21 protein-coding genes are annotated in these 24,465 nt (G+C 65.2%); 8 read left to right on the forward strand and 13 right to left on the reverse strand.

The features are described from left to right. Positions 1 to 158: 158 nt before the first annotated feature. Positions 159 to 3,323, reverse strand: coding sequence for a diguanylate cyclase (locus tag VFS34_16030; GenBank protein HET9795961.1), 3,165 nt, complete (start codon positions 3,321 to 3,323; stop codon positions 159 to 161). A 177-nt stretch (positions 3,324 to 3,500) separates the two neighbouring features. On the opposite strand from VFS34_16030, the gene purU reads away from it, so the two are divergent. From purU to VFS34_16045, 3 genes are all read left to right on the forward strand, one after another. After that, positions 3,501 to 4,382, forward strand: coding sequence for a formyltetrahydrofolate deformylase (gene purU / locus VFS34_16035; GenBank protein ID HET9795962.1), 882 nt, complete (start codon positions 3,501 to 3,503; stop codon positions 4,380 to 4,382). A 78-nt stretch (positions 4,383 to 4,460) separates the two neighbouring features. Continuing rightward, positions 4,461 to 4,802 (forward strand): PadR family transcriptional regulator, encoded by a 342-nt coding sequence (locus VFS34_16040; protein HET9795963.1) that lies wholly within the window; start codon positions 4,461 to 4,463, stop codon positions 4,800 to 4,802. Further along, positions 4,799 to 7,504: an ABC transporter permease gene (locus tag VFS34_16045; protein ID HET9795964.1), complete on the forward strand. Its 2,706-nt coding sequence runs from the start codon at positions 4,799 to 4,801 to the stop codon at positions 7,502 to 7,504. Before VFS34_16040 ends, VFS34_16045 begins: the two co-directional genes overlap by 4 nt. 57 nt (positions 7,505 to 7,561) lie before the next feature. On the opposite strand, the gene VFS34_16050 is transcribed toward VFS34_16045, so the two are convergent. The 4 genes from VFS34_16050 to VFS34_16065 form a co-directional block, all read right to left on the reverse strand. Beyond that, complete coding sequence (locus VFS34_16050) at positions 7,562 to 8,791, reverse strand: amidohydrolase family protein (GenBank protein ID HET9795965.1); 1,230 nt, start codon at positions 8,789 to 8,791, stop codon at positions 7,562 to 7,564. Between the two features lie 172 nt (positions 8,792 to 8,963). Further along, on the reverse strand, positions 8,964 to 10,211 hold the full coding sequence (locus VFS34_16055) for an alpha/beta fold hydrolase (GenBank protein HET9795966.1): 1,248 nt from the start codon (positions 10,209 to 10,211) through the stop codon (positions 8,964 to 8,966). A gap of 2 nt (positions 10,212 to 10,213) precedes the next feature. Then, positions 10,214 to 11,080 (reverse strand): M56 family metallopeptidase, encoded by an 867-nt coding sequence (locus VFS34_16060; protein ID HET9795967.1) that lies wholly within the window; start codon positions 11,078 to 11,080, stop codon positions 10,214 to 10,216. After that, on the reverse strand, positions 11,073 to 11,465 hold the full coding sequence (locus VFS34_16065; GenBank protein ID HET9795968.1) for a BlaI/MecI/CopY family transcriptional regulator: 393 nt from the start codon (positions 11,463 to 11,465) through the stop codon (positions 11,073 to 11,075). The genes VFS34_16060 and VFS34_16065 overlap by 8 nt, the downstream gene beginning before the upstream one ends. 192 nt (positions 11,466 to 11,657) lie before the next feature. On the opposite strand from VFS34_16065, the gene VFS34_16070 reads away from it, so the two are divergent. Continuing rightward, positions 11,658 to 12,437: a hypothetical protein gene (locus VFS34_16070; GenBank protein HET9795969.1), complete on the forward strand. Its 780-nt coding sequence runs from the start codon at positions 11,658 to 11,660 to the stop codon at positions 12,435 to 12,437. 56 nt (positions 12,438 to 12,493) lie between these two features. Further along, complete coding sequence (locus VFS34_16075; protein ID HET9795970.1) at positions 12,494 to 14,305, forward strand: DUF885 family protein; 1,812 nt, start codon at positions 12,494 to 12,496, stop codon at positions 14,303 to 14,305. 240 nt (positions 14,306 to 14,545) lie between these two features. Here VFS34_16075 and VFS34_16080 read toward each other — a convergent pair whose 3' ends face one another. Continuing rightward, entirely contained in the window at positions 14,546 to 15,418 is an 873-nt protein-coding gene (locus VFS34_16080; GenBank protein ID HET9795971.1) for a hypothetical protein, read from the reverse strand. Between the two features lie 209 nt (positions 15,419 to 15,627). On the opposite strand from VFS34_16080, the gene VFS34_16085 reads away from it, so the two are divergent. Further along, the gene (locus VFS34_16085; protein HET9795972.1) at positions 15,628 to 17,268 is read left to right on the forward strand and encodes a serine hydrolase; all 1,641 of its coding nucleotides are present in this window, start codon (positions 15,628 to 15,630) and stop codon (positions 17,266 to 17,268) included. Between the two features lie 226 nt (positions 17,269 to 17,494). Continuing rightward, positions 17,495 to 17,908, forward strand: coding sequence for a DUF2141 domain-containing protein (locus tag VFS34_16090; protein HET9795973.1), 414 nt, complete (start codon positions 17,495 to 17,497; stop codon positions 17,906 to 17,908). A gap of 71 nt (positions 17,909 to 17,979) precedes the next feature. Here VFS34_16090 and VFS34_16095 read toward each other — a convergent pair whose 3' ends face one another. The 7 genes from VFS34_16095 to VFS34_16125 all read right to left on the reverse strand — a co-directional run bounded on the left by VFS34_16095 (position 17,980) and on the right by VFS34_16125 (position 23,667). Continuing rightward, complete coding sequence (locus VFS34_16095; GenBank protein HET9795974.1) at positions 17,980 to 18,243, reverse strand: YciI family protein; 264 nt, start codon at positions 18,241 to 18,243, stop codon at positions 17,980 to 17,982. Positions 18,244 to 18,413: 170 nt separating this feature from the next. Beyond that, positions 18,414 to 19,484: a HAMP domain-containing sensor histidine kinase gene (locus tag VFS34_16100; GenBank protein HET9795975.1), complete on the reverse strand. Its 1,071-nt coding sequence runs from the start codon at positions 19,482 to 19,484 to the stop codon at positions 18,414 to 18,416. A gap of 208 nt (positions 19,485 to 19,692) precedes the next feature. Then, entirely contained in the window at positions 19,693 to 20,469 is a 777-nt protein-coding gene (locus tag VFS34_16105; protein HET9795976.1) for a hypothetical protein, read from the reverse strand. A gap of 213 nt (positions 20,470 to 20,682) precedes the next feature. Next, entirely contained in the window at positions 20,683 to 21,060 is a 378-nt protein-coding gene (locus VFS34_16110; GenBank protein ID HET9795977.1) for a hypothetical protein, read from the reverse strand. A 515-nt stretch (positions 21,061 to 21,575) separates the two neighbouring features. After that, positions 21,576 to 22,058 (reverse strand): hypothetical protein, encoded by a 483-nt coding sequence (locus VFS34_16115; GenBank protein HET9795978.1) that lies wholly within the window; start codon positions 22,056 to 22,058, stop codon positions 21,576 to 21,578. A 35-nt stretch (positions 22,059 to 22,093) separates the two neighbouring features. Next, a complete protein-coding gene (locus VFS34_16120) occupies positions 22,094 to 22,954 on the reverse strand; it encodes a creatininase family protein (GenBank protein HET9795979.1) in 861 nt (286 codons plus the stop codon). Positions 22,955 to 23,151: 197 nt separating this feature from the next. Next, entirely contained in the window at positions 23,152 to 23,667 is a 516-nt protein-coding gene (locus VFS34_16125) for a DinB family protein (protein ID HET9795980.1), read from the reverse strand. 188 nt (positions 23,668 to 23,855) lie between these two features. Between VFS34_16125 and VFS34_16130 the strand changes: the two genes are divergently transcribed. Then, positions 23,856 to 24,465 (forward strand): LysR family transcriptional regulator (locus tag VFS34_16130; GenBank protein ID HET9795981.1); only part of this gene is annotated, 610 nt, incomplete at its 3' end.

Here is a 24,465-nt window from a genome sequence, read left to right on the forward strand (position 1 = left end):
CATGCCGATCGTCAGAACGGGGAATCCCCCCGGCGTCTACGTGAATCTCGTGCTCGTCGTTCTGATGATCGTCGGACTGGCGTCGTCGCTGGGAAGACGACCCGTTCTTCCCGCGGAGCCGTAGGCGCGGCGTTCCTTCCCGAGAGCGCCGGGAGCCTTCACCCCTGCGAAGCGTCGCGGCGCGGTGAAGAGGGCGCGTCCCGCCGGTCCGCCGATTCGCTTCGTTGCACCACCAATGAGTCGTCGCCCGCCGCATCCTCCGGCGATTCCGCCAGGCGCCGGGACAGGAGCTCCGCGTGAGTCCGGGCGGTGGAGGCGATGCCGGCCCACGCGTTCCGGCCCCCGTTCTTCGCGAGGTAGAGCGCCTGGTCGGCGAGATCCACGACCTGGGACCACGGGATCGCTCTCGGAGCCGACGGGACGAAGGGAAACGCCGCGAACCCGATCGACGCCGTCTTCGCGAGGGGCTGACCTCCGTCGAGCAGGAACGGGCGCTCCGCGATCGCCGTCCGCAGTCGTTCGGCGATCTCCGGCGCGTCGCCGCGAGGGCTTCCGCGCGTGACCGCGAGGAACTCTTCCCCGCCCCAGCGAAGCACGTAGTCGGAAGCCCGGAAGACCTGCTCGAGACGGGCGCGCATCTGCTCGAGGACCCGGTCGCCCGCGGCATGCCCGAGCTCGTCGTTGACGCTCTTGAAGTGGTCGATGTCGACCAGGAAGAACACGAGATCGGTCTCCTGGCGGACGGCGAGCGCCACGTCCTCGTCGATGCGCTGCATGAGGAAGCGACGGTTCCGAAGGCCCGTCAGCGCGTCCGTGATCGTCATGTCCTCCAGAGCGGCGTTGGCTTTCGCGAGCTCGCTCGTCCGGTCCGCGACGATCTCTTCCAGTCGTGCGGCTCGCCGGCGCAGGACTCCGGTGCGGGCTCGGACGAGCGCGAGGATCGCGGCGAGGAGGATTCCGGCGATCGCCGCGCGAAACCACCAGGTCTCGTACCACGAGGGAAGAGAGCGCAGCCCGAGCGCGATGGCGCTCGAACTCCAGGTTCCCCGGCGATTCGTGCCACGCACGCGCAACGTGTAGGTTCCGGGCGCGAGATTGGTGTAGGTCGCGAGGCGGTGCGCCGAATCGGCGGATATCCAGTCCCGGTTGTATCCCTCGAGCTTGTAGGCGTAGCGGAGCGCGTCGGGCGCGGAGTAGTCGAGCGACGCGAACTCGACCGTGATGTCGCGCAGGCCGGCGGGGAGGTCGAAAAATCCGCCGCGGCGGGTCCCGGCCGTCACGGACCGCCCGCCGAGCGTCAGCTCCGTGATCGCCACGGGCGGCGAATAGCTCCACTCCGAGCTCGCGCCGGGCTCGATCGCGGCGACGGCACGAGTTCCCGCGAAGAAGATCGTGCCGTCGCGCGCGGCGGCGACGGCTCCCGTCCAGAACTCGGTTTCGTCGATGCCGTCGGCCGGACCGAGGATCCGCGTCCGGAAGGTCTCGGGATCGATGCGGGCGAGCACATTCGTCGCGCTCGCCCAGATCTTCCCGTCGGCGCCCTGGGCGAGGCCGTCGACGTGCTCGGGCAGGCCCTCCGCGTCCCCGAGACGCCGGACGATGGCTCCGCCGTCGCCGCTCTCGGTCAACACGTTCAGCGGTCCGCCGACGGCGCCCGCCCAGATCCGCCCGCCGCGGTCCTGGACGATCGAGCTGACGGCGCCGGTCCCGAGCGAATTCGGGTTCCGGGGATCGTGGACGAATCGCGTCACCCGCCCCGTGCGGGGATCGATGCGGTCGAGGCCGTTCCGGGTTCCGGCCCAGATCCGGCCGGCGCGGTCCGCGTACAGCACCGTGGCGAAGTCGTTCGACATCGTCTCCGGCGAATCGCCGTGCCGGTAGCGCGTCACGCCGCCGCTGCGCTCGTCGAGCGCGGCGACGCCGGCGCCCGTTCCGACCCAGAGGGTGCCGCCGCTCTCGACGAGCGCGAACACGCGATCGAGGGTCCGGTACGGCCCCTGCGGACATTCGACCGCGCGTCCCCCGAGGGGGAGACGGCAGAGGCCTTCCATCGTCCCGATCCAGAGCGTGCCGTCGGCGCCGCTCCGGAGGGTCTGCACGCTCGGGTGGTTGGGGACCGTGAATGCGGTCGAGGCGCCCGTTCGGGGATCGAGATTCGCCACCCGGTCGGACCCGCCGAGCCAGAGGGTCCCGTCCGGGGCGGCCGCAACCGCCCTCGCGCCGATGTCTCCCGCTCCCAGATGCTTGTCGCTCGAAGTGAGCTCGTCGATGCCGCGGTTGGCCGGATTGTGGACGAGAAGGCCCCCGGGGCCGTTGGCGACCCAGATCAGCCCCGATCGGTCGCGAAAGAACTGCCACACGTCGCCGGGAGTGAGCCCTCCGGGGTTCGCCCGGTCGATCGCGATCCGGCGAACGCGCTGCGTCGCGTCGTCGACGATCGAGATTCCGCCGTCGTAGCAGGCGACCCAGAAGACGCCGGGAGCGACCTCGATCACGCCCCACTGCTCGCCGGGCGCCAGCGCGGAACGATCGTTGCCCGACGAATACGTTCGAGCGAGCCCGCGCTCCGCGTCGAGAACGAAAACGGCGTCGAGCGAACCGATCCAGAGACGGCCGGCCGCATCTTCGGAGAGGCTGAAGAACGCCCGTGAGCGGAAGCTCCCGCCGCCCTCGGGAACGAAGGGACGAAAGGTCTTCTCCGAGGGGGCGCGGCGGTAAAGACCGCGGACGGTCGCCGCCCAGACCGCCCGTTCACGGTCGATCAGGATCGCCTCGACGCGCGGCTGAGCCTCGCTCGAGTCCGCCACGTCGGCCGGTTCGAAACGGCCGGCCGACGGGTCGAAGGAGTCGAGACCGGCGTCACCGCCCACCCAGATGCGGCCGTCCGAGGCCCTTGCGAGAGCGATGATCGTCGCGCTGCGCGGGCCGGTCCGGCCGGCGGGGTCGGGGCGCCAGACGTGGAAGGTTTCCGTGGATTCGTCGAGCGACATGAGTCCGCTCGAGAGAGTTCCGATCCAGAGGGTGCCGTTCGGGTCCGCCAGGAGAGACTCCACGCCGGGCGGACTCTCGGAGCCCTTCTCTTTCGGCAGGAAGGTGCGGAAGCGGTAGCCGTCGTAACGGGCGAGACCGGCCGGCGTGCCGACCCAGATGAACCCGGCGGCATCCTGAGCGACCGCATAGACGGCCGGGTGCGGCAGCGTCTTCTGGTCGATCCTCTGGAAGACGGGGTCCGCGACGTTCGACCACGGCGAGACGGCGCCCGCGGCCGAGGCGGCGCAGGCGAACAGCCAGGAAAAGAAGAGGACGCCGCGGGCTCCGCTCATGAAAACGTACGAATCTTAAGTCTTCCTCTCGATTCGGAGGGCCCGCTCCGCCCACCGCCCGTCACGAAGGAGGAACGCGTGCCGCCCCGTCTCCGCGGGGCGCCTCCCCGGCCGTTCAACCGTGCCGATATGATGTTCACCGTGTTTTCGAGGCCGGATCGAAGGACGAATTGACGCGTGACCGACGAACCGAATTCCGAGCAGCCCCGGTCGGTCGTCCTGTTGCTGCAATGTCCTCTTCGCCGCGGCCTGGCCGCCCGGCTGACCGAGTTCGTGTACGAGCACGGGGGGCGCATCCTCTATCACGATCAGTTCGTCGATCCCGAGGATCAGCAGTACTTCACGCGGCTCAAGTGGGACGTCTCGACGTTCACGCTGAAGGATCCCGAGATCGCCCGACGCATCGGCGGGCTCGTGGAAGGAGCCCCCGACACCGAGTGGTCGCTCCACGACTCGAGCGAAATTCCCCGAATGGCGGTCTTCGCGTCGAAGGATCCGGCCTGTCTCGACGACATCCTGGCGCGCTGGCGTTCCGGCGAATGGCGCGTCGACATCCCCGTCGTCGTCGCCAACCATCCCGATCTCGAACCGGTGGCGAGACGTTTCGGCGTCGACTTCCGGACGGTTTCCGTCACGAAGGAGAACCGGGACGCGGCGGAGGAGGAACACCTGGGGCTGCTGGAAGCCTACCGCATTGAATTCGTCGTGCTCGCGCGCTACATGCAGATCGTCTCGGGCCGATTGATCCGTGCCTATCCGAACCGGATCATCAACATCCATCACGCTTTCCTCCCGGCTTTCCCGGGTGCCCGCCCGTACCACGCGGCGCGGGCGCGAGGCGTCAAGATCATCGGCGCGACCAGCCACTACGTCACGGAGTCTCTCGACGCCGGCCCGATCATCGAGCAGGAGGTGCTGCACGTGACCCACCGGCACTCCGTCGAGGATCTGATCCGGCTGGGCCGCGATCTCGAGAAGGTCGTTCTCTCCCGGGCGATCTATGCGCACCTTCGCCGGAAGGTCATCGTCCACAAGGGGAGGACGGTGGTTTTCGACTAGCCTCGACCCGGCCGCCCGCCCCCCTTGACAGCCCGGGGGAAGGGGAGCTACTCTCTCCTAAGCTTCTTAGGGGTAGCGTTGACCGAGCCCGCCGAACTTCTTCCGGGAACACTCGACCTTCTGATCCTGAAGGCGCTTTCCCTCGGTCCGTTGCACGGGTACGGGGTCCTGCTGCGCATCGGGCAGATTTCCGGCCAGTCGCTGCTCATCGAGCAGGGGGCGCTGTATCCCGCCCTGTTCCGTCTCGTGCGCCAGGGGCTTCTCACGGCGAAGTGGGGGCGGTCCGAGAACAACCGTCGCGCCAAGTTCTACGAGCTCACGGCTTCGGGGCGAAAGCGTCTGCGGGAAGAAACGGACGGCTGGAAACGCCTGGCCGCGGCCATGGCCTCCGCCCTCGCCGCGCGACCGGAGGAAGGATGAGTCTCCTCTCCCATTTTCGTTCCCTGTCCGCCCGGCTCCTCCATCGTTCTCGGACCGACGGCGACCTGGCAGAAGAAGTTCGCGGACACATCCAGTGCCGCGCCGACGACCTCGAACGTTCCGGTCTGGATCGCGTCGAGGCCGAGCGACGCGCCCGCATCGAGTTCGGAAGCCCCGAACGCTTCAAAGAAGAATGCCGGGAAGAGCTCGGCGGCCGCTGGATCGACGCCTTGGTCCAGGATGCGCGCTTCAGCCTTCGAATGCTGCGCCACTCTCCGGGCTTCACCGCGATCGCCGTCCTGACGACCGCACTGGGCGTCGGGGCGACGACGGCGATCTTCAGCGTCGTCGCCGCCACGCTGCTGCACCCCCTTCCCTTCCCGCGGCCCGAGCAGCTCGTGAGGATCGAAGCCGACCTTCCCGGCGTGGGCGCGCACGACGTGGGGCTGTCCGAACCGGAGTGGCAGGATCTTCAGCGTTCGGGCATCTTCACGAACGTGTCGCCGACGTGGTACGACGACAACAACCTGACCGGCGGAGCCCGTCCCTCGCGCGTCAGCCTGCAGATCGCCGCGCCGAACTATTTCTCGATCCTCGGCGTGAAGCCGCGCCTCGGCAGGACGTTCGATCCGGAGAACCACGCGCCCGGCGTCCTGCCCGAGCTGGTCATCAGCGACGGGCTGTGGAAACGGGCATTCGGGGCCGATCCCGGAATCCTGGGCAGGAGTCTGAGGATGGACACGGACCTGTACCGCGTGATCGGGGTCATGCCGCCGGGCTATCACGATCCGGGCCGAACGGCGAGAGACCGGAATATCGAAGTCTGGGCCGCCACGAGTTTTTTCGGGGCGCCCCTTCTGGATCAACCGCCGCGCAATGGGCGGAATCTTCCGACGGCCATCGCAAGACTCAAACCCGGCCTGAAGATCGAAGCGGCGCAGAGCCGCCTCGACGCGCTCGTGGCATCCCTGCAGAAACAGTTTCCCGGCGATTATCCGCGTCAAAGCCGGTGGACGATGCGCCTGATCCCCCTCCAGGACACCGTCGTGGGGAACGTGCGGCAGTCGTTGCTTCTTCTTTTCGGCGCCGTCGGGCTGATCCTCCTGATCAGCTGCGTGAACGTCGCCAATCTTCTCCTCGCGCGAGCCAGCGCGAGAGGCCGCGAAATGGCCATCCGCCAGGCGCTCGGAGCCGCGCGCGCCCGGCTGGCGCGCCAGCTGGTGACGGAGAGCCTGCTTCTCTCCGTGCTGGGCGGAGTCGCGGGTGTCGCGATTCTTTTCGGCACGAAGAGACTCCTCATCCGGCTCGTTCCGGACACTCTGCCGCGGCTCAACGAAATATCGACGAGCGGGAGCGTCCTGCTCTTCGCCCTCGCCGCCTCCCTCGCCGCCGGCGTGGCCTTCGGCGTCGCTCCCGCTCTGCAGATCGGGCGGCTGAACCTGGCTCCCATGCTGAAGCGGGAAGGGCGCGGTTCGACGAGTTCCGGAGAACAGGCGCGCACGCGGCGCGGGCTGGTGATCGCGGAGTTCGCCCTCTCCCTGATCCTGATGGCCGCCGCGGCTCTTCTCCTGCGCAGCTTCCGGGACCTGCTGAACGTCCCGCTCGGGTTCGATCCCCGCCGCGTGATGACCATCCAGACGAGGCTGCCTTACCCGAACGATCCCACGACGTACCTCTATGGGACCGCTCCCCGGGCGGCGCAGTTCTATCGGGAGGTCCTCCGTCGAAGCCGGAAGCTGCGCGGCGTCGAAGAGGCCGCCATCGGCGATCTGGGCGCTCTTCCCCTGGGGCACGATCGAAACAATCAAAACCCGCCCGTTCCGCTGATCCGGGAAGGCCGCGAGGATCGGAGCAACGACGCTCCGCTGGTCGACGGCTCGATCGTCACCCCGGAGTACTTTCCCCTGATGGGCATGACGCTCCTCCGCGGGCGGCTGTTCAGCGACCTCGACGATGAAAATGCGCCTCCGGTCGCGGTGATCAACGAGGCGATGGCGCGCGCGTACTGGCCGGCGGAGAATCCGGTCGGAAAGCGGCTCAAGCTCACCCGGAGGCCTTCGGCCTGGACCACGGTGGTCGGGATCGTCGCGGACGCAAGGACGGAATCGCTGGAAGACGCCGGGATTCCCCAGATCTATGCGAGCCTGTATCAGAAGGGCGCTCACCATCTGGCGATATTTCTGCGTGGAAACCTGGATACCTCCTCCCTTCCCGATGAAGTGCGCGAGCAGGTGCAATCCGTCGATCCGACGCTTCCCGTCTTCGGAGCCCGGATGCTTCCCGAGACGGTATCCGCGTCCCTCTCGGCCCGGCGATTCTCGATGGAGATGGTCGGCCTGTTCGCCTTGACGGCGTTGTTCCTCGCGGGACTGGGAATTTATGGCGTGATTTCATACATGGTCAACGAGCGGGCCCACGAGATCGGCCTTCGACTCGCCCTCGGGGCGCAACCAGCGAACGTCATGCGGATGGTCCTGCGCCAGGGGCTGGGCCTCGCGGTCACCGGCTCCGTCCTGGGATTGGCGGGGGCACTGATCGTGTCCCGCCTCATGGCGGGGCTGCTCTACGGCGTCAGGCCGACCGATCCGTTGACGTTCACGAGCGTGGCGGCCCTGCTCATCGGCGTTGCCCTGCTGGCGTGCTATCTCCCCGCACGCCGCGCCACGAAGGTCGACCCGATCGTCGCCCTCCGCGACGAGTAGCGGGGTTCACGCCGCGCGGGACCTCGCGCGCGCCCGACGGCGCGATCGCGCGATATCTCAACGCGCGGCGAGATCGTTCCGAACGACTTCGCCGCCCTTCATCACGAAGCGGATGCGTTCGAGCTCGGTGATGTCGGCGACCGGATCCCCCGCGACGGCGACGAGATCGGCGAATTTCCCGGGCTCGAGATCGCCGATCCGGTCCGACCAGCCCAGCATCTCCGCGGCATTCGTGGTGATGGCGCGGATCACGTCGAGAGCCGGCATTCCGGCCTGACGCAGGTTGAGAAGCGCCGCCACGCTGGCTTCGCCGCGTGTCTTCCCCGGGTAGAACCAGCACATGTCCGAGCCGGCGGCAAACCGGACTCCGGACTTCAAGACCCGCTGAACCAGCCGGTCGTAGCGTTGGCGACGCGCCTCGGTGAAGGCACTCGCGGAACGGAGGGCGGGCGACATCACGATGCTGGGTTCCTGGATCTTGACGAAGAAGCCGCCGTAAAAGGTCGGCGTCAGGTCGAAGAAGATTCCCTTGTCGCGCATCTGCTCGAGTTGCTCGTCGGTCGCATCGTTGCCGTGCTCGATGGAATCGACGCCGGCCGCGATCGCCGTCTGGATGCTGGTCGCTTCGAACGCGTGAACGGCGACCTTGAGGTGCTGACGGTGTGCCTCTTCGACGACGGCGGCGAGCTCGGGAACCGTCAGATCCTCGTCGGCCGAGACCTTGATCAGATCGACGTTCTGGAACGCGTTCTGCCGGACGGCCTGTCGCGCCCGGTCGGCGCCGTCGATCAGCAGGAACTCCTGCTGAAGGATCGCCTCGGAAAGGGCGGGATTGAGGTCCTGAACGTACTCTCCGCGCGTGATCAGTTTGCGTCCGGAAGCCAGGATTCTCGGGCCCGGCACTCGACCGGCGTCGATCGCGTCACGGAGCTCCGTGTCGCCGTCGATCCCGGAGTGCCCGAGGTTGCGAACGGTCGTGATGCCGCTCTCCAGGTCTTCGCGAGCCCGTTGGGCGCCCGCCAAGACGCGTTTGGTCGGCGATTCGACGATCGCGAGAAGCAGGCCGGGAGCGAACTTCCCATTGGGGTGTCGAGCGATCTCGGCTTCCGGCGGGACGACCACGTCCAGGAGCAGATGGGTGTGGCTGTCGATCAGCCCGGGCAGCAAGGTGGCGTTCCCCAGGTCGATGGTGGGGATGCCGGTCGGCGCGTCCGCTCGCACTTTCGAAGGCGCACCGACTTCCTTGATCCTGCCGTTCTCGATCCACAGGGCCGCGGGCGAAAGCACGTTCCCGGTCCGTGGATCCAGCAGCCGCCCGGCTCTTACCAGGACGGCGGAAGAGGATGGCGGGGCGAGCCGCAGGGTTGCGCACAGAACGAAGAACGTCGCCGCGAGAACGACGCGTCTGCGCGTGGGCTCGTCTCTCCCGGCCGCCGGGTCGGCCAGGCGAGAGCCCTTCTCAGCGGTCCGCACTCTCCAGTACCTTCTGCGCATCGCGACGAATTTCGCCGCGGCGCGGCCCCGTGTCGGACCATGAGGATGCCGGCACGGCGTGCGCATCCAGGAGGGCCAGGGCCCTCTCGGCGTGCTGCCGCGCCCGGTCCTTCCGACCGTCCGCCAGGTACGCCTCGGCGAGCGTCTCGTGGGCGTCCGCCGAATCCGGATACGCCAGCAGGACGAGCTCCAGGACCTCGACCGCCCGCTTCGGCTCTTTCGCGCGCATATGGTCCTGCCCGATGATGCTGGCGGTGATTTCCGGGAACAGCTGAGCCCGCGGATCTCGCCGGCGCGCCTCCGTGAGCCGCTGCGCGACGCGCGCGGCTCCCCCGGGCGTCTGGATTTCCTCGAGAGTCCGCGCCGACGCCAGGGTATCCGCCGGGGCGTGCCCCGGCGTCCGGATCAGCGTGGTGACGAGCCAATCCACGATCATGCCGGCGAGATCGGGGTGGGGCTCGAACATGTCGGTTCCATGGCCGCCTCTCGCCGGGACCTTGCTCGCATCGGCGGTCTCGTACCAGATCCAGGGTGCATCCTGCGCCGCCGAGTAGTGCACGAACTTCTTCTCCGCGCTGGAGGAGGCGAGATAGAGCCATTCCATCGCCTCGACCGTGGGAGGGTATTCGTCGTCGTCGGCCACGGCGAAGAGTCCGGGCAGCTGCGGCGCCTGCCTCAGGAATTGCAGGCCGTCCTGGAGGGTCTCTCCGGAAAGCAGCACGAGCGATTTCACCTCGGCAGGGTGTCGATGGGCCGCTTCCACGGAGTAGAGGACGCCGAACGATCCGGCTCCTCCCACGCCGACGACATCGCGCTGGACGCCGGGCTGCGAGACCAGGTACTGGAACGCGGCGTCCACGTCGCCCGGCCACATCGCCCTCGCTTTCTCCTTCGCCGCGTCCGTCGGCACGACACGAGGCTCGCCGCTTTCTCCGAACCCGCGCATGTCGAGCGTCAGGGCGTTCATTCCGGCCGTCGCGAGCTGGCGGGCGACGACGTCCCACGAGTCGCGCGTCCGGTTGCTCTGGTGCAGCAGCAACACTCCCGGGCCCGGCCGGGCCGCCGCGTAGTAGGTCGCCTTCAGCAGGAAGCCATCGGAAGCCTTGACGTCCACCGCGCGCGGGGCGGGCGTCCCCGAAAAAGCGCATGCGGCGAGCCCGGTGAAGACGATCCCCGCGGCGATCCGGGGCGAGCGACGTTTCGGAGAAGCCACGTTTACCTCCGGGCGATGAAGCAGCAGGCGGTATGGGCGACGGTTTCGAAGACGCCGGTCAGCAGAAGCGCGCCGAACGCGACGGCCAGGAGCGTGTTCGCCGCCGCGTAGGAATGCCGGCCTCGCGGGGAAGCGAGCCGCGCGAGACGACGGCCCAGGAACGACCCGATCCCGGCCTCCAGCAGGAACGCGTCGTCCGGCGCGGCCAGTTTCCCCAGCGCCGCGATCAGGTCCGCCCCTCGGCCGCGCCGGATCACGGACTCGTCGCACGAGAGCTCGCGGTAGAACGCCAGGCGCGAGCTCGCGATCCAGACGAGAGGATGAAACCAGAGTCCGCAGCGCCCGAGTTCGTGGATCAGACGGATCAGATTGTCCCGGCGGCGAACGTGGATGCGCTCGTGGATCAGGACGGCATCGAGCTCCGCATCGGTCAACACCCTCCCGATTCCGGCCGGGAGCGAAATCCGGGGACGCAGGACGCCTTCGACGGCCGGCCCTCCCGGGCCTGCCGCGGCGGCTCCGCGCCGCTCCGCCCGGAGCCTCGACAGGAGGCGCGCCAGCAGAAAGCCCGATCCCGACAGCCAGGCCAGCAGAAGCATCGGAGCGGCCGGGCTCCGCGAGAGCCGGTTCGCGGCGTCTCCGACGATGGCGAGCGGGGACGCCCAGGTGAGGTGAGGCGCCCCCAGCGCATCGAGAATCGCGCCCACCGGAACAATGAAATTGAGGGACGTCGCGACCCAGATCCAGTACTTCGTCGTCGCGCTTCCGAGCGGGATCGACGTGAGAGCCCAGGCCGAAACCCCGACGGCCGAGGCGTACAGAAGGTGGACGTTCGCGTAATAGAGCCCCCGCGTGACGTGCTCAAGCATGGCCTTTTCCTCCGCGGCCGCGGCCGCCCCTCTCCGCCGCCGCGTCCTGAAGGGTTTTCAGATCCTTCAGCGTGATCGTCCCCGTCTCGAGGAGATTGGACACGAGGAGGCGCGGAGATCCCCCGAACAACTCCAGGAGGTCGCGAACCAGTCCGCTGCGGTACTGCCTCTGGTCGATCGCGGGCTCGAACAATTGGGCGTTGCCGACCTTTTTGACCTTGCGCAGCGCGCCCTTCTGCTCCAGCCGGTAGACGAGAGTCTGGACGGTCGTGTAGGCGACGCGCTCGTCCTCGGGCAGAGCGTCGAGGATCTCGCGGACCGAGCAGGTCCCGAGCCTCCAGCACTGCTCGAGAATCCGTGTTTCGGCTTTCGAAAGGCGGGCCATTTTCACTTCTCTCCTACGTCGTACGGCAAATCTACTACAAGTGACGTAGCACATCAAGCGGCCGCCGGAAGGAGCATCCCGTTCCGGCGATCATGATCTCCGGGAGAAACCGGCGGGCGTTCGTCCGTCGAATAGAATTTCATCCTGTCTCCGGGCGCGCGCGACGCCGAACGCTTCGAGCGGAGCAAAGAGATGATGAAGAGAGGCCTCGGCCGTCACGTCTATGGACTGGCCGCGATCGCGTTCGGCGTCATCGCCCTCATCTGGCCCGAGCCGCGCCACTGGCCGGAGCTTCGGTTGATGGGCGACGTTCCCGGGCGTCGGATTCTCCTCTCCGCCGCCGCGGCGATCCTGATCCTCGGGGGCGTCGCGATCCAGGGGCGGAAATCGGCGCGCGCCGGTGCCGCCGCGCTGGGCGGCATCAACCTGATCTTCGCTCTGCTCCTCGTGCCGCAGGTCGTCAAGGAGCCGGGGGTGTACAACAGCTTGGGCAATCTGTTCGAACCGCTGTCTCTGCTCGCGGCGGCGCTGATCGTTTACGGGTCGGTCCGAGGAGAGTCGGGTCGGACGGGAAGATTGGCGCGGATGGGATACGGGCTCTTCGGGATCTCCGTCGTGTCTTTCACGATCGAACAGGCCGTCTATCTCGCTCCGACGATCGCCCTCGTTCCGAAATGGATTCCTCCGGGACAGAAGTTCTGGGCGATCGCGACCACGATCGCGTTCGCGCTTGCCGCCGTCGCGCTCCTCACCGGTCGATCGGCGCTTCTCGCGGCGCGGTGCCTGACGGCGATGCTGATCCTCTTCGGGCTGGTGGTGTGGATGCCGGTGTGTTTCGCCGATCCGCACAAGATGTCGAACTGGTCGGAGAACGTCATGAACCTGGCGATCGCCGGAGCGGCGTGGATCGTCGCCGATTACCTCGCCGGGAGACGTTCCCGGCGATCGAATCTCGATTCGGCCCGACCGTAGGCTCCGGATCGGATCCTCGCGCTCCGGAAGGTGGCCTGTGCTACCTTGCGGCACCCGTGCTCCATCCTGGTGATCGGAAGCGATTTCGACGCGGTCTGATTCTCGCGGTCGCCGCCGTCGCCGCCTTTGCCGGCGCGTCGGCGCCCGCCGACGTCGAGTCCCGACGGAAAGCGTTCCACGACCTTCTCGCCGAACAATGGAACTACCGGATGTCGGCGAATCCGGAGCTCGCCTCGACGCTCGGCGACCGGCGCTGGAACGACCGGTGGAGCGATCGCTCGCCGGCGGGCGTCGGAAGGGATCTCGCCCGGCAATCAGAATTCCTCGACCGATTCCGGGCCATCGACACTTCGGGTTTCCCGGAGTCCGAACGGCTCGACGCGCGGCTGATCATCGGTCAGCTCGAGGAGTCCCTCGAGGACGGGAGACTCCGGAACTGGGAGATGCCCGTCAACCAGTTCTCGGGCATCCACGTCAACACGCCGATCCTGGTGAGCTATCTGCCGTTCGAAACGCGGAAGGACTACGAAGATTACGTCGTCCGTCTCATGTCGCTCCCGAAGGCTTTCGGAGGAGTCACGGAATCGATGCGCGCGGGCATGCGCGATGGTCTGATGCCCCCGAAGTTCCTTCTCGCCCAGGTCGTCCGCCAGGCGGAAATGATCGCGGGCGAGACCCCGGAGAAGTCGTCGTTCGCGCGGCCGCTCGACCGGTTCCCCGAGGGCATCGGGGCGGAGGATCGCCAGCGGATTCGGGACGCCGTGATCGGCGCGATCCGCGATCGCGTCCTTTTCGCGTATCGAAGGTTCGCAGGCTTCGTGAAGGAGGAATATGCCCCCCGGGGACGGGCCGAGGCGGGCGTCTGGGCTCTCCCGGACGGGGCGGCGCGCTACGCGTTCCGGGTGAGACAGGCCACGACGACCTCGCTCTCTCCCGGCGAGATCCATCGCCTCGGCCTCGCCGAGGTCGCCCGCGTCGAAGAGGAGATGTCGAAGATCGCGCGACGGCTCGGATACGCCGACGCGAAATCCCTCGACGCGGCGCTCGCCGTGGATCCGGCCCGTCACGCCCGCTCCCGCCAGGAGCTCCTGGATCTCTACGCGAAGTATCTCGACGACATGAGACCGAAGCTTCCCCGGCTCTTCGGGCGGCTGCCGAAGGCCCGTCTCGTGGTCAGGCCGACGGAGGACTTCCGCGAGGCGACGACGTCCGGAGCGGAGTACAACCCGTCGAGCCCCGACGGGTCGCGCCCCGGCGTCGTGAACGTCAATACCGGGGACTTCGCGAAGCGGACGACGATCAACGTCGAGACGCGCGCGTACCACGAAGGGATCCCGGGCCATCACCTGCAGATCGCGATCGCGCAGGAGCTGACCGGCATCCCGCCGTTCCGGCAGCAGGCGGAGTACACGGCGTTCGGCGAAGGATGGGCGCTGTACGCCGAAGACCTCGGCCGGGAAGTCGGCGGTTTTTCCGATCCGTACCAGCTCTACGGCCACTATCAGGACGAGCTGCTGCGATCCATCCGGCTCGTCGTCGACACCGGCCTTCACGCGAAGCGGTGGACGAGGGAACAGGCGTTCGACTTCTTCCACGCCCATTCGGGAATCGACGACCAGGAGATCGCGAGCGAGGTCGATCGGTACATGATCTGGCCCGCGCAGGCGCTCGGCTACAAGATCGGACAGCTGACGATCCTCGGGCTCCGGGAGAAGGCCCGGAAGGCGCTCGGCTTCCGTTTCGACATCCGCGCGTTCCACGACGAGGTCGTGGGCGCGGGCGCGCTTCCGATGGACGTCCTGAAGGATCGGATCGACGCGTGGATCGCCGCGAACAGGCGGGGCGCGGACGGAAACGAGAGCAAGTAGCGGTCTTCCGTTCGCCAGGGGATCCTCGGCGTCGACGCGCTATGGTCCGGAAGATCGAACACGCGTCCCGGACGGATGCGCGCCCGTCCGAGATCCCTCCCGGAGAGGCCGCGCGGTTCCCAGCGCGTCAGCGCACGCACCGAAGAGGTCCTCGGTCAGCCTCGGCGATGAGACGGCGGTGAAGGGCAAGCGCTCCCGGGCCGCCGGCCTCGGCGACCGGATTTCCCGCGAGCCTCCGTCTCAGGAAACTCGTCGGTTATCGGAGCGGGGCGACGCGCTCGCCACGGCCAGAACGGCTCCCGCAAAGAGCAGCGTGTCGGCGAAGTAGTTGATCCCCTCCACCTGGGCCGCCGTCGCGGTGGAGGACAGCGCCCCGATCAATACGGGCCCGTAGATCAGCAGGATCGTCAGCAGAATCCAGGCGCCGAGCGCGGTGGCCGCCATCCGCGCCTTCCGGTTCAGGAGCATGCATCCCCCGGCGATGACAAGCGCCGCGCCCGTCACGCCGTCGATGACCACGCGGGCCGGAACCCACGCGGGCATCTCCCGCTTGAGCGGAACTCCGGGAAGCCCCAGCGGATGGAAGAAGTGTTGGATGCCGAAAAAGATCGCGGCCAGCGCGACCACCGTTCGGCCGACGCGGATGAGCGTTCCCTTGCTCTGTCCGCGCCGCCCGTCCATGGCGTTTCCGGCGAGAACCCAGCCCGCGCCGCCGAACGACGACTCGCGGAAGACGATCGTCCAGAGAATCCGGTTGTGGGGGTCGACCAGAACTCCACGCGCGACATGGATCATCGCCACGAACAGAAACATCATGATTCCGACCAACAGTCCGGACCACCGCACCGCCACGCGGGCGGCGATGCTCAAGGACGCGGCGACGAGCGCGCTACCGACGAGATAGACCCAGAACAGGCGGCCCGGCATGTACTTCGGCACCAGCGCCAGGACGGACTGCGGGGCGAAGAAGTGCAGCGCGCCAAAGACCGCGAGCGGCATCCCGTAGCAGACGTTGGCCAGCGCGACGATCTTGTCGGCGCCGCGAGCCTCCGCGAACTCCTCTCGTGAAGCGACGAGGCCGATCAGCAGAACGATGGTGCCGGCGGCGCACATCGCGAGCACGACGGGAGAGGATGCGAAGAACGAGGAGAGAATCAGCGGGTGCACAGTCGGGCGATCTTACAGCGCGCTCCGCCTCCATTTCGCGGAGGACAGTGGCTCTGCCATCTCGGCGAGAAGTGGACATTGCCTCCGCATTCGCGCGGTTGTAGCCTCGAACGATGCGCGTTCCCGCCTTCGGATCGCATCGCTATCGGTCACTTGTGACACTCGACTCCGGAGGCCCGGACGATCCGCCTGTTCCGGCGACGAGAGTCGCGCTGCGCGCGCTGGCCGTGGCGCTCCTGCTCCTGGTCCTCGCCGCCTCCTCCGGCGAGGCACACGACTCCCTGCCTCCCGATCTCGACGCTTACGCGGCGCGGACCCTGAAGGCATTCGAAGTCCCCGGCATGGCCGTCGCCGTCGTGAAGGACGGCAAGGTCGTCATGGCCAGAGGCTACGGGGTCCGAGAGCTCGGCAAAGCGCCACCCGTCGATGCGAACACTCTCTTCGGCATCGCTTCCAACTCCAAGGCGTTCACCTCGGCCGTGCTGGCGATGCTGGTCGACGACGGCCGGATCGCCTGGGACGATCCCGTCATCCAGTACCTGCCCGCCTTTCAGATGTACGACCCCTGGGTGACGCGCGAGATGACGATCCGCGATCTGCTGGCGCATCACAGCGGTCTGGGGCCGAATGCCGGCGACCTGATGTCGTTCCCGCCGACGACCTTCTCGCGCGACGAGATCGTGCGACGCCTTCGCTTCCTCAGGCCCGTGACGAGCTTTCGCAGCCGGTACGCCTACGACAACGTTCTCTATCTCGTCGCCGGCGAAGTCGTCCGGGCCGTGACGGGCCGGACGTGGGACGAGTGCGTGAAGGAGCGCATCTTCGCCCCCCTGGGCATGACGCGCAGCAACACGAGCATCGAGGCCCTTCGCTCGGCCGACGACGTCGCGACGCCGCACTCTCGAGTCGCAGGCCGGGTGACGCCGATCGAGTACATGAACATCGACAACGTCGCCCCCGCCGGCGCCATCAATTCGTGCGCCGGGGACATGGCGAAATGGATGATCGCGCAGCTCGGTCACGGATCGATTCGCGGGGCCGCGGGTGAACGTCGTCTGTTCAGCGAGCGCCAGAGCCGGGAGATGTGGTCTCCGCAGACGATCATTCCGATCGACGATCTTCCGCCGCCACTGGCCGCGCTCCGGCCGGCATTTCTCGCCGACGGTCTCGGATGGTTCCTGAGGGACTTTCGCGGACACAAGATGGTCTGGCACACGGGCGGAATATCGGGCATGGTTTCCCGGGTCACGCTGATTCCCGATCAGAACGTCGGAATCGCCGTGTTCACGAACCAGCAGGACGACGGGGCGTTTCAGGCAATGACTTACCACATCCTCGATCGTTATCTGGGATTTCCGGAGACCGACTGGATCGACGCCTTCCGCGCAGCGGGGGAGGCGGCGCGCCGGAACGCTGACGAAGCAGTCAATCGACGGAGCAGAACACGCGCCGTCGATTCGAAACCATCGCTGCCGCTGCCGAATTATGCGGGCACCTATCGCGATGCCTGGTACGGAAACGTGACGATCACCGAGGAACACGGGGGGCTGGTGCTGCGCTTCAGCCGCACGCCGCTGCTGGTCGGCGATCTGGAACACTGGCAATACGACACCTTCGTCGCTCGCTGGCGCGATCGCCGCCTGAACGCCGACGCCTTCGTGACTTTTGCCCTGACACCCGACGGAAGCATCGATCAGATGAAGATGCAGCCGATCTCGCCGTCGTCGGATATCCGGTGCGATTTTCAGGACTTGCTGTTCGTTCCCGCGGGGAGAGACGGGAAGCCGCCGTCCTAGCGGGGCGCCGGAGACGCGCGAATCCCCGGCTGCCCGCTCGCCTGTGGTTGCGGGTACCGGCGCCGGCGATGGGAAGTGGCGTTCGGGCTCGTGGGGTCCTCCCCGTCGGCACGCCTGGCGGCGTGCGTGGGCGCGCAGCCGATGATCTGAATGCATCTGTGCCGCCCTTTTCCTGGTTGCTACGTTTCTGGTCGTCATGCGGTGGGCGGCATGGTTTGGAGCATGGATGCTGGTGAATCTTTCCGGCGTCGCGTCCGGCCAGGTCTCATGTCCGGGAATTCACATCACGATCCTGAACATCAGAAACAGCACCGGAACGGTCGCTTGCGCGCTCTTCGAATCACCGGACGGCTTTCCCCGAGAGTTCCTGCGCTCGGCGACGAACGTCATGGTGATCAAGATCCGAAATACGCAAGCGCGCTGCGACTTCGAGGACATCCCGCCGGGGACTTATGCGATCGCGGTCATCCATGACGAGAACATGAACGGCAAGCTGGAGACCAACTCGCTCGGTATCCCCAAGGAAGGCTACGGATTTTCAAACGACGCCAAAGCGGTGCTCGGAACGCCATCGTTCTCCGCCGCCAGCTTCCCCTACGACGGCCAGACCCTGGAACTGAAGCTGAGCCTGCACTACTGAGCGTCTCGTGTACGGACGCGCCTGAGCATCATTGCCGTAAGGCGCCGACGGAAGGCCGTAAAGGGAGCTTCTCATTCCCACATCGCGTCCCTCCAGTCGCGGATCACGTAGGCCTTCACCAACCCTTCCAGGAAGAACGGGTCTTCTCTGGCAAATTCCTCCGCCGCCTGACGGCTCCTGAAAATGGCCATGTTGCCGTGATCCGCGAACGGACCGATGCCGATAACCTCACCTCTGGACACGAAGCCGTCGACGAAGGACTTGTGCCGGGGGTATACGGCCATGATCTGATCCATCGTGGCCCCGGATGACTCGCCAATCACAACGCTCTTCATGCCACCTCCATTCGGATATTCGCACAGTGCCGCGTGACAGCCGCGCAACATCCCGTGGTCTCACCCGCTTGTGGGCGGCGGTCATCCCGGTGATGAAGCTCCCCGGCCACCGGTATCCCCGCTTGGAAGATCCAGGGCGCGCCGAGGCTGGTCCTGAGACGACGAGGTAGTCAGCCCGCGGCCTGAACGGCCCGGGGAAGCTCGACGGTGAAGATACAGCCCTTTCCCGGTAGATCGCGAACCTGAAGGGTACCGCCATTGGCTTCGGCTCCCCGTTTGCTGATCGCGAGACCCAGGCCGAGACCCGTACGGTTTCGACCCCGTCGCTCGAATGGAAGAAACAGCGTGTTTGGATCTCCGGGGGGAAGCCCGCCGCATTCGTCTTCGACGGCGATCTGGACGTGACCGTCGTCCGCCCATGAACGCAAGAGGACGCTCCCGTTGGGACGGGTGAACTTGAGCGCGTTTTGAACGAGGTTCCCGACGATCGACTCCAGAATCTGCCGGTCACCGTTGACGGCGACATCGCTTTCAATCTTGACGTTCGTGAAGCGCAAACCGCGCGCCTTGGCTTCCATCACCGCGAACCCCTCGACTTCGTCGATGACTTCGGCGACCGGAATGCGCTCCCGGTCGTGCATGCCGGAATTGAGGCGTGATTCCACGATGGCCTGCTCCACGAAACGATTCAAGCGCGAGAGACTACGTTCGAGAAGAGCGCTCGTCGAGCCGTCGACACCCACGCTCCCCGATTTCAGGGCTTCGTAGGCGAGCGTCGCTGACGCGAGGTGGTTTCGAAGCTCATGCGCAAAGATCGCAACACGCTCGGTTTCATTCTCCGAAACCTTCACATCCCGCCGCTTGCCGAACTCCTCTACCGCGTTGGCGATGGCATCGTCGAGGCACCGGTTGAGCACGCGGAAATCGTCCGTCGAAATAGGCGCTTTCCGCTCGATGGCGAGCTCGGTGATCGACTGGCAGACATCGCCGTAGTCGTGGACGACCTGTCCCGAGGTATACCCGAGGCCAAGCAGGTCCTCGCCGTGCTTGGTTGCGTCTTTCCGGAGACTGGGGCTCGAAGCCGTGTGCAGACGGAGGATCTCGACGAGTTGATCCAGGAAGAGCGGAATACCCTCGGTGAGCTCCGAGGGCGAGGGTGGGGGGATCTTTCTCGCCGAGACCTTCGTGCGGCATCGGTTGATGATCTCCTGTCGGTTTTCGGTGATGAATTCGTGCAACATGGCGTGTCCCCCTATCCAGCGGAAAGGACCGAGACCATCCTAGCGGCTTCGTCGTCGAGTGGCATCCGCCAATTTCATCAGCGTAAATCCGGGTCCGAAGGGTCGCGCCCTGTCTGACCGCCTCCGCGTGTCTGGCCGACGGACGGAAGGACCTGGGCCACCGGCACGAGCAAGCACCGGAGCACGAGGTGGATACAGGTCACCAAATCTATTCCCGATCAAACACCAGAATGCTCTTGGGCTGACTTTCATACAGGTCGTGGTCGGTCATCGTCAGGGTCTTGAGATCGGGAGAAATCTCGATCTGCCGGGTGCCCGTGATCGTGCCTTTGACTCTGTAGGTGATTTCCAGACTGCGCTCGTGCACGCGGCGGCCATCGCTCCCATCGAACTTGATCCTCTTGACCGCGTCTTCATCGGAACGTTTGAATGCCAGGCCACCCCTCTCGTCGCGCTGGATCTCGAGCTCGATCTTTGCGGACACTTTCGCGCTCTCGCTGTCCCACGTGCCGACGAGACCTGAACTCCCCGCCGTCCGCTCATACACATAGGGCAGGAACAACCTCGAACCATTCGGCAAAGGCGTCGAGAGCAGCGTCATCCCGTCGGGCAAATATTGCGTGAAGTCGTCGTGCAGAGTCTTGCCGTCTTCGGAAAGCGTCCATTCCGCGCGGAGGATCGTTCGGCCTTTCATCTTGCGGACGACCTCCCAGCGGTTGAGTCCCATCACGGCGACGGAGAAAGTCGTTCCCGACAGACCCGGCTGGTCGGTCCCATTCGCGACAATGGTTTCGGACTCGCCGCCCGTACCGGCAAAAGTGAGCCTGAAGGTATCCGGACCGGCGGCCTCGACCTTCATCTCGTCGATCAGTTTGCTCCTGGACGGGTTCACCTTCCATTTGCCGACGAACGGCTCGTCCGCCGCCCACAACGAGCTCGTCGCCAGACAAACAACCAGCAGCGCCTGAAAAATTCGATTGAACATGGAGCGTCCTTTCGATCTCGGCCACGCGCCTCCCGAACTATTACGTGGAAGCCGCCCCTGAGGTTTCAAGGACAGGGTGGAGCGCTGTTTCAACTCGATGAAGAGGCCGACCGATCCCGTTCCCCGGGTACTCTTTCCCCGGGGAGATCCTGCGGGCGGTCCTTCCCTTCAAGGATTATCGGTGGGAATTTGCGGGCGGTCCTTCCCGCTTCGTTACGAAGTGATCCGCCGAGCGCGCAACGCCTGGACCGCGAGGATTACCGAGAACGCACCAGTTACTCCGAGGACATAGAGAGTCCAAATGAACAACAGGGCGCCGCTCTTCTCGAGAAACTCCGGGCGCAACCCATGCCGCATATGCAGAGGCAGCATCGCGGCGGACATCACGCCACCAAGCAGCATGATCACCTTGCCCGACGCCCATTCTCGCAGCAGCACGGCGCCGCAGACGACGACGACCAGGATCGCGACGGCGACGAGATGATTGAGCCCCGCGCGGTCGAAGCCGAAGACGATGTCCTGCGAGATATGCAGGGCAAGCAGAAGCACGGAGAGTATCGAGGTCACACTCAGGAGATCGGTCTGCTTCACAGGGCTCGCTCCACGGGAGTCAGATGATATACCCAAGACGAGTCACTCCTTCCAGTCTCGAAATCTCAGGAGCATTCGATGCCGGCCGGGGCTCGCGGGATCTGGCTTCTTGATTCACCTGCCGACCTTTGGTTCCCGATGACAGACAACGGGTTCCCGCGGGGCCGCGTGACTACCGATGGGGAGGCGGGATGTGGACAGAGTGTGGGCGTGACAACTCTCTCGGCGATAACGCGCACTTGGGCCCCAGCTCTGAGGGTTAGCGGTCACGTCGCTATCCGTAATCCAGCCGTCGTCAGAAAGCTCCGGCGCTCGCTGCCGGGGAAATCGGTTCCCCGATTCCCGGAGCCCCACGATGGGAATATGCCCGAGTAAATCGGACCAGCCCCGGGAGCAAGGTCATCCTTTATCTCCGGCGATCATCCGCAAGACGCCTGCTGGCGGACAATAACAAGAGATACGCCACGCAACTCGTACAAATATTGACGCATGCCCTTCGAACACGTATACCGACTTCATTTCAAAATAATTTCGCGAATCAATTCAATGCCAAGAACCTTTCTGTATGCGCTCCGTTCCACTCTCTTCTTGTTCTGAAACTCGGTGCTCCCGATTGCCTTCCTGGCCACATATTCTTCCTCGATGCCTTTGTCGCCGATGTTCCCACCATAAGCGGCCATGTTCTTGTAAGTGAGATACAAAAACATGTTGGGCTGATCCGGTGATTTTGGACTGGCCTGGAAGACCTTGTAATCGATGATTACCCCGGCTTTCTTCATGGCCTCCATGGTCGGCTTCCATGTCGACTTCAACCAATCGATGTACTCTGGAAAATGCCCGTACTCCACTTGTATATAGTCTACCTCAGTGACCGGGCCGTCAGTATACTGGCGATCATTCTGGGCAAGCGCCTCCCGGGTAAGTGTATCCTGGGCGCGCGCATCACTCGAAAGTGATGAAGCGGCGAGACAGATGGATAAAATGATCGTCTTATTCATTTTCTCAACTCCTAACACTAAGGTTCACGATATCGTCAATATCCGCCGGCGATGAGCCTGCGAATCTGTCTCACCGCGTAATCGACCTTCATGTCGAAGGCGCGCTTCCCCAACTCCGCCGTTGAGCGGCGCGCGTCACCCTGGATTCCGTTTTGTGGGGTCTCCGGTCCTATCTGCACCTTGCCATCGACGACGGGATCCCCCAGTGCAGACGCGAGCAGATCTCTGCGCACCCATGTGTTGTCCTTGTCGAGATACATCATTTGGGAGGTGTCGTAAAGGTAACCGTGGAGGCCGGGTGGATAGCCGCGCTGCGCCAGGTACTGGTCGAACGCATCATTCGCGGCCCGATACACCTGGTCACAGTAGAACACGCGAATTCCGTTTGGCCTATAGCGGCGGTCGAGCTTCCTGGCGACGTCCTCGTAAACCTGCTGCTGGCCGCCACCGTGATCGCCCATGAGAATCACGTTGCGGAAACCGTTGAGGATCGATTCCTCCGTGATGCGCTCGAGGATGGCGGCGAGCAGCTCGTTCGTGATTCCGATGGTACCGGGAAGCGCTTCTGCATCGTTCGGAGTGTAGGGCAACACGGGCATGAAGATCGCATTGCCGAGTTCTCTGGCGATCGCTTCGACCTGCGCATGCGCAACGACGTTATGGTAGCCGTTCGCCAGTTGGGGGCCCCGTTGCTCGGTACCGCCGGTGTAGATGAGCGCCGTCGTCTTGCCCGCCGCGAGCGCGGCCTTCACCTCCACCCAGGTCATCTTCTCGAACTCCACCAGATCGGCGTGCGCGCGCGGCGCAGTGCGCGCAGGTCCCGCTGCGAGTATCAGGGAGGCCGTGCCGCCCGCGATCAACAGGGGCAGGAAATGCGAGACCGAATTCGCGCGCATGCCATTCTCCTTGTCACCGGTGGTGACATATCTCTGTGCGGTGAGCACCCGGAGTAACGTGAACTGTCCCGATTGTGTTGGATATCGTTATGCGATCCTCATTACTTGCGGCCGCTCTCCGCTGGTCGAGGTGTTGGGCCACCGTGGGCAGCAGTCGCCTGGTCAAAGACGCCGGCCCTGCTCCCCGCTGGATGTTGCTATTTCGACCACGGCGGAATTACGCCGTTCGTGCGGGCGTAGGCGATCGACTGTCCCAGGTGCTCGTGTTGATCTCCAAAGAGGTATCGGATGGCGCTCTCTTTCGTCATTTCCTTCCCGAACAGCGTGACGGGAGTCTTCAGATCGCTGTCATCGAGCCCTTGGATGGTTTTCTGCAGGTTCGCGTAAGACGTCTTCAACGCCGCTTGCATCGTCCCTGGATCGGTGATCGGAGCGGCGTCCGGACCGCCGCCCGCGCCCGTCAGTGTTCGCGCGAGTATGCCGTTTTCCCTGACGATCAGGTTGAATACATCGCCAACCGACCGCACTCCCTCACCGGGTTTCCAGTCATACTTGCCTGCCATGACGCGCGCCAGGCCGCTAAACTTGTCGGAAAGAGTGCCGGCTTCTTTGGTGAGGGCGGCCTGTGTTCCTGCCGGCTGCGCCGTCGCCATCGGCACCATCAGGGCGGCCGCAAGCGCGCACGCGCCGTACTGAATCAGAATCATCTTCATGCGGAACTCCTTTACGTCGGTTCAATCCATTCGGGCTGCTCGTAACGCAAGGGCATAAACTCCCTGCTCTTTAGTAACGGAGAACAGACGCTTCCACAAGTTCATTATTATCACGATGATATTGACATTCCAGCACGATTCTGCTATTCGTTGGGCGGAGATTTTAGGAGTGCTTTTGGGAGGTTCTCTTGCTCGATGATTTACGCGCCCTCGTAGAGTTTGCCCAGGCCGGGTCGATAGCCGGTGCAGCCGATCGTCTATTCCGAACACCCTCTGCGATTACGCGGCAAGTGCAAAGGCTGGAGGCGGCATTGGGTGCCGAGTTACTGGACCGCTCGGTGAAGCCTCCACGCCTGAACTCGCTGGGCTTCAGGGTGCTCGAACAAGCGCGAGACCTGCTGCAGCGGACGGAGACGCTGAAATCTCTTACGTCGAGCGACACCGAACCTCACGGCCTCTTGCGCATCGGGCTCTCGCATGCCCTGGCCGAGGGAACGCTTTTCGAACCTATTCAGGCGCTCACTGAGAAATACCCCAAGGTCCGAGTGCGGCTGTCGAGCGAGCTCACGGGTGAACTATTTAACAGGCTGCTCGCGGGTGAGCTCGACGTTGTAGCCGTGAGTCTACCCGAAGGTAAAGCCGCGCCTCCACCTCTTCGGACGAATATCATCGCTATCGACCGCATGGAGATCGTTCAAGGCACCGCAGGCAACTTTGACGGCAGTTGGAAAAGCTTGGGCCGAGCACCCTGGGTGCTCAATCCGCCCGGGTGCTTTCTTCGGGCAAGCCTCATCGATC

It is taken from the genome of Thermoanaerobaculia bacterium, from assembly GCA_035717485.1.
GTDB lineage: Bacteria > Acidobacteriota > Thermoanaerobaculia > UBA5066 > DATFVB01 > DATFVB01.